At 64.3% G+C, this 4,319-nt stretch carries 7 protein-coding genes; 1 reads left to right on the forward strand and 6 read right to left on the reverse strand.

Annotated elements, in window-relative coordinates; genetic code table 11:
* The first annotated feature begins 605 nt into the window (after positions 1-605).
* A complete protein-coding gene (locus NTX40_01065; GenBank protein MCX5647679.1) occupies positions 606-1,337 on the forward strand; it encodes a PEP-CTERM sorting domain-containing protein in 732 nt (243 codons plus the stop codon).
* Between the two features lie 265 nt (positions 1,338-1,602).
* Here the strand turns inward: NTX40_01065 and NTX40_01070 are convergent, their stop codons facing one another.
* The 6 genes from NTX40_01070 to NTX40_01095 all read right to left on the reverse strand — a co-directional run.
* Positions 1,603-1,971: a DUF86 domain-containing protein gene (locus tag NTX40_01070; protein MCX5647680.1), complete on the reverse strand. Its 369-nt coding sequence runs from the start codon at positions 1,969-1,971 to the stop codon at positions 1,603-1,605.
* A complete protein-coding gene (locus NTX40_01075) occupies positions 1,961-2,257 on the reverse strand; it encodes a nucleotidyltransferase family protein (GenBank protein ID MCX5647681.1) in 297 nt (98 codons plus the stop codon). The genes NTX40_01070 and NTX40_01075 overlap by 11 nt, the downstream gene beginning before the upstream one ends.
* Positions 2,258-2,295: 38 nt before the next feature.
* Positions 2,296-3,021, reverse strand: a complete 726-nt coding sequence (locus NTX40_01080; protein ID MCX5647682.1) for a methyltransferase domain-containing protein — start codon at positions 3,019-3,021, stop codon at positions 2,296-2,298.
* A 44-nt stretch (positions 3,022-3,065) separates the two neighbouring features.
* Positions 3,066-3,395, reverse strand: coding sequence for a DUF86 domain-containing protein (locus tag NTX40_01085; GenBank protein ID MCX5647683.1), 330 nt, complete (start codon positions 3,393-3,395; stop codon positions 3,066-3,068).
* On the reverse strand, positions 3,392-3,682 hold the full coding sequence (locus tag NTX40_01090; GenBank protein ID MCX5647684.1) for a nucleotidyltransferase family protein: 291 nt from the start codon (positions 3,680-3,682) through the stop codon (positions 3,392-3,394). The genes NTX40_01085 and NTX40_01090 overlap by 4 nt, the downstream gene beginning before the upstream one ends.
* 177 nt (positions 3,683-3,859) lie before the next feature.
* The coding region (locus NTX40_01095) for an energy-coupling factor ABC transporter ATP-binding protein (GenBank protein ID MCX5647685.1) at positions 3,860-4,319 on the reverse strand (460 nt) is incomplete at its 5' end.

The raw sequence follows: 4,319 nt of genomic DNA on the forward strand, positions 1-4,319 counted from the left end.
TTGCTTGACAAAACCGGGATTGTAGGGTATATTGGGGTTGGAGATTGAGGGAGTTGTGTATCCGGGGCTGGCACCGCGTGAACGCGGGCCGGCCTTTTTTCATGGAATAGCCGTGCCCGGCCGTCGTTCGACCCAGAGGCTCTCGACGGGCGGGGGCCGGGCCGTTGCGGGGAACGTAAGCGAAGGAGGTTTTGCGGGGACGGGGGAAAACGGTTTCCTGCCTTGGGGGGGCCATTCCTTTCGTCACCACTCGCGAACGGTGTCCGCCGTCTGGAGGTGAGCGTGTCCCCAAAAACTGGGCGCGGGTTTAAGGTGGAATCGTCTCCGGGTAGAATGCGGCTGGACGGTCAGCCGAGGAGACGACAGGATGGCAGGGAAACGAAGGCGGTTTTCGGCGGAGTTCAAGGCCCGGGTGGTCCGGGCGGCGCAGGCGGCCATTGTGGCAAATGCGGTGCCTCAGCGGGCCGGTATCCGGTGGTTACTGCAATTCGTTAGTGTCTTTACAAGACGCCGGAGTTACGGGTTAGCCCATTATCTCGTCCGCGCGACGTAAGCCGCGAACGAAAAGGAAACATCTGGCAATCAGGGGACTGTGTGGCCTGCTCGTGGCCGCGGCCAGTCTCGGGCTTCTGGCTGGCACGACGTTCGCCAATGTAGTGCTGAATCTCGGCGTGGACTGCAAGTCTAGTGGTACGGAACCGTCTCAGCCGGCCCTCTTTGCCGGCGACAACGACGGCACGAACATTTACGGCTCGTACGCCTACTGGGTAAGCCAAGGCTATTGGCAGCAGTACGTCTCCGGTTACCACTGGGTCCAGACGGGGCCATTTGGCTCGGGGTACTGGGCAGAGACCTGGAGTTATCGTTGGGTTGACACGTCGTACTACTGGCATTACTCCGCGACCAGTCTGGTGATCACCCTAGATGCCACCACCCTGCTTGCCGAACGCACGGTCAGCAGGGCCGAACTGTTTCTTGACTTGGAGAACCCCTCAGGAGAAACGCCAGGCGTCTTGATCCAGGGCAATCCGGTCTCTCTTGGTCCCGACTGCGCGCAAGTTCCCAGCGGCACGACCTACGGCGAGCACATCGCGTCTTCCGATCCTGGCAACCTCTTTATCGATCTCTCACCGTACCTCAATGACATCATGACGGATTCAACATTCCAGATCACGATCACCAACGCCAGTCCCGAGCGGAACGGGAGTGCGGGTTCATTCGAGACCGACGGCCTCAACCTGCAGATGGATGCCGTCCCCGAGCCGGCGACGCTCTCTCTTCTGGCGGCGGGGCTGGCCCTCCTTCGCCGCAAGAGGGCTTCGGAGGGTAAACGCTGAAACGGAGGCGGCGATAGGGCACCAACTCGCGCGGCGGGTCTCCTAAACCGCCGCATAAGTTTTGCGCGGTGGGTTCGCCGCCCCGCTTGCGGGGCGCTGGCTGTTCGCAGCGCGGGGCAAGCCCCGCGGCGAACCCACCGCGCAGTCCCGGCGCGCCGGGACCATTTTCCTCAACCACCCACCGGCCGCACCACAAGGTCGCGCCAGTGGCGAATCCGGCGGAAGCCCCGCTTCCCGAAGAGCGCGCCGCCGACGGCTGCGTGTCTTAGTCGGCTTGCCTTCCGGGCCGCACATCGGGAAACTCGGCCGCCAGGACTGCCGCCACCCTCGTACGCAAGGCCGGTGCGTCGTCCGTGGCAGCCACCCACACCGTGGGCCAGTCCACACTGAAATACGCATGGACTGCAATGTTGCGGAAGGCCACGATGTCGCCCCACTCGATATCCGGGTGCCGCTGCTTAAACTCCGGACTCAGCCGCGCGGCCGCCTCACCAATGACAGTCAGTTGCTGAAGGACCGCACTGCGGGCCATCTTGTTCCCGACAAACGCCTCCCGCTTCAGGCCGGCGACGAATTCGGCTACGGCTTCAGCGGCCTCCACAATGTCGGCCAGATATAGGGCGTCACGCCTCAAAGAGCACCTCCGCTTCCGCCAAAACCTCTTCGCGGATCAGAGGCTTGAGGCCGCCTTGCGGCACAAGGTCCACCCGACGGCCGATAATCTCCGATAGTTCGCGCGACGCGCGGGCCAGCGCCAGAAAACCTACACGTGCGCTGCTCTCGAATTCCACGAGAATGTCGACATCGCTCTCCGGCCCAAAATCCCCCCGCAACGCAGAGCCGAAGACGGCTAAGCGCCGGATGAGATGTTTTCGGCAGAACACGCCGATCTGCTTTCTTTCAACTTCCACACGAATCATGGGTACACGCTCGACCTCTCAAGTTCAGACAGATAGGATTATACTCCTTTGCGCCCGTCAAGCAACCCTTGATGCGCGGACCGACGGCCCCCCTGACCGACCGCCCCCACTTGGATGGCGAGGTCCCGCCAGTGGCGAATCCGGCGGAAACCGCGCTTCCCGAAAAGCGCCCCGCCGACCGCCGCGCGAACACGATCCCAGAGCGGCGGCTTCTCGTTCCACCTCACAAGCGTCTCCGAGCACCACCGCTCCGCCAGTTCCTCGAGGTTCCCCGGCGACGCCTTGAGGCCCAGGGCAAACACCAGCCGCGGCGTCTTCGGATGCCCTTGCCAGCCGACGAGGACGCTCTCGAAACCGTCGAACAAGCGCTCCAGCGCCCGCGGCGTAAAGCGCCAGTAGTCCTCCGGATAGGCGTGGATGTGGAACTCAAAGAGCGTCACGACGAGGGCCAATCCCCCCGTGGCCGTCACGCGCCGGATTTCCTCGGCGCCGCGTCGGAAGTCCCAGGCGTGCTCGAACACGTTCAGACAGAGAACGGTCCCCGCCCACCCGTCGGGCAGCGAAAGCGACTCGAGCCGTTCCACCCGGTTCACGCCGGGACCCGTCTGCATGTCGCAGCCGACGTACTCCTTCCCCGGAAAGAGGGGGCGAAGGTCGCCGACCGCCTCGCCCTGGACCTGGAGCGCCCCGATCTCAAGGACCGGCCCCGGCGGATCGAACACCGCCTTCGCCGACTCCACCAGGGCGCGCGTCAGTGCGTCCATGCATCGGCTCCGAAAACAAGATGGATCACACCCCTTACGCGCGGTCAGGACTTCAGGAGTTCATCCACGGCCTTGCGGAGCGCGGGCAGATGGGTTTCGACGACGTTCCAGACCTCTTCTTCATCCACGTTCATATAGTCGTGGATCAGCACATTCCGGAAGCCGGCCACTCGGCGCCAGGGCAGGTCCGGACGGCGGTCCTTGATGTCGTCGCTGAGGCGCTTGACAGCCTCGCCGATGATCTCGAAGTTCCGGACGACGGCGTCCTGGACCATCCGGTTGCGGAAAAACTCCTCGCGGCCTGCGGCGCTGTAGGCGGTGATCCTCTCGATAGCCTCGCGGATGTGATCCAGATATACCAGGTCCCGTTTCATAGCGGCACGGCCTCCGCCAACACGCAATCGCGGACGAGCCGGTGCAGGGCGCGCTCCGTCACCACGTCCACCCGGCAGCCGAAGAGATCTTCCAGATCCTGCATGAGCGCGACATGGTCAATGAGCGACCGGTCGGCGTCCAATCGAACCAGGAAGTCCACGTCGCTGTCCTCGCCCGCCTCGCCCCGGACCACGGACCCAAAGACGCGCACATGGTGCGCTCCGTGCCTGGTAGCAACGCGAAGAATTTCATCTCGCCGACTCAGAATCTCGCTCAAGGCAACCATTGCAGCCTCCCCGCCTCCTAATACTACAGCGCCACTTGAGCCTTTGCGCGGTGGGTCTCCCGACCCACCGCGCGATCAAACGGCCTTGGCGCGGTCGCGATTTTCGCGGCGGGTCAGGAGACCCGCCGCGCTAAGTGACGCTATAGTACTAATTCTATCGGCCGGGTCGCCGTCTGTCTATAACTCCCCCGGGCGCAAAAATGCAAGCCCATCCGTTTCACGCCCGCCCGGAGCGATGCTCAACGGCAGTTCCAGGCCGTGCGACTCAAGGAGCGCCCCGTCGCGCAGCATTTTCGCAGCGGGTCCGTCTGCCGCGACTTGGCCGCCGTCGAGCAGAATGGCTCGCCCGCATACGTCCAGGATGAGGTCGAGGTCGTGCCCGACCACGAGCATCGTGGTGGTGAGGTTCTGAAGGAGGGCGATGAGCCGACGACGCGCCCGGGGGTCGAGACCCGCGGTCGGCTCGTCGAGCGCGAGGATTTGCGGCCGCATCGCCAGCACGGTCGCCAGGGCCGCACGCTGTTTCTCGCCCTGCGACAGGTGGTACGGCGAACGGTCGTCGAAGCCCGCCAGGCCGACGGCCTCGAGCGCCTCCGCCGTCCGGGCCCGCACCTCGGCCGGCGCGAGGCCCATCGTC

It is taken from the genome of Planctomycetota bacterium (assembly GCA_026387035.1).
Lineage (GTDB): Bacteria > Planctomycetota > Phycisphaerae > FEN-1346 > FEN-1346 > JAPLMM01.

Coding starts and splice junctions, on each gene's coding strand:
- NTX40_01075 (MCX5647681.1), bottom strand. CDS start 2,257: ATGATTCGTGTGGAAGTTGAAAGAAAGCAGATCGGCGTGTTCTGCCGA.
- NTX40_01085 (MCX5647683.1), bottom strand. CDS start 3,395: ATGAAACGGGACCTGGTATATCTGGATCACATCCGCGAGGCTATCGAG.
- NTX40_01080 (MCX5647682.1), bottom strand. CDS start 3,021: ATGGACGCACTGACGCGCGCCCTGGTGGAGTCGGCGAAGGCGGTGTTC.
- NTX40_01090 (MCX5647684.1), bottom strand. CDS start 3,682: ATGGTTGCCTTGAGCGAGATTCTGAGTCGGCGAGATGAAATTCTTCGC.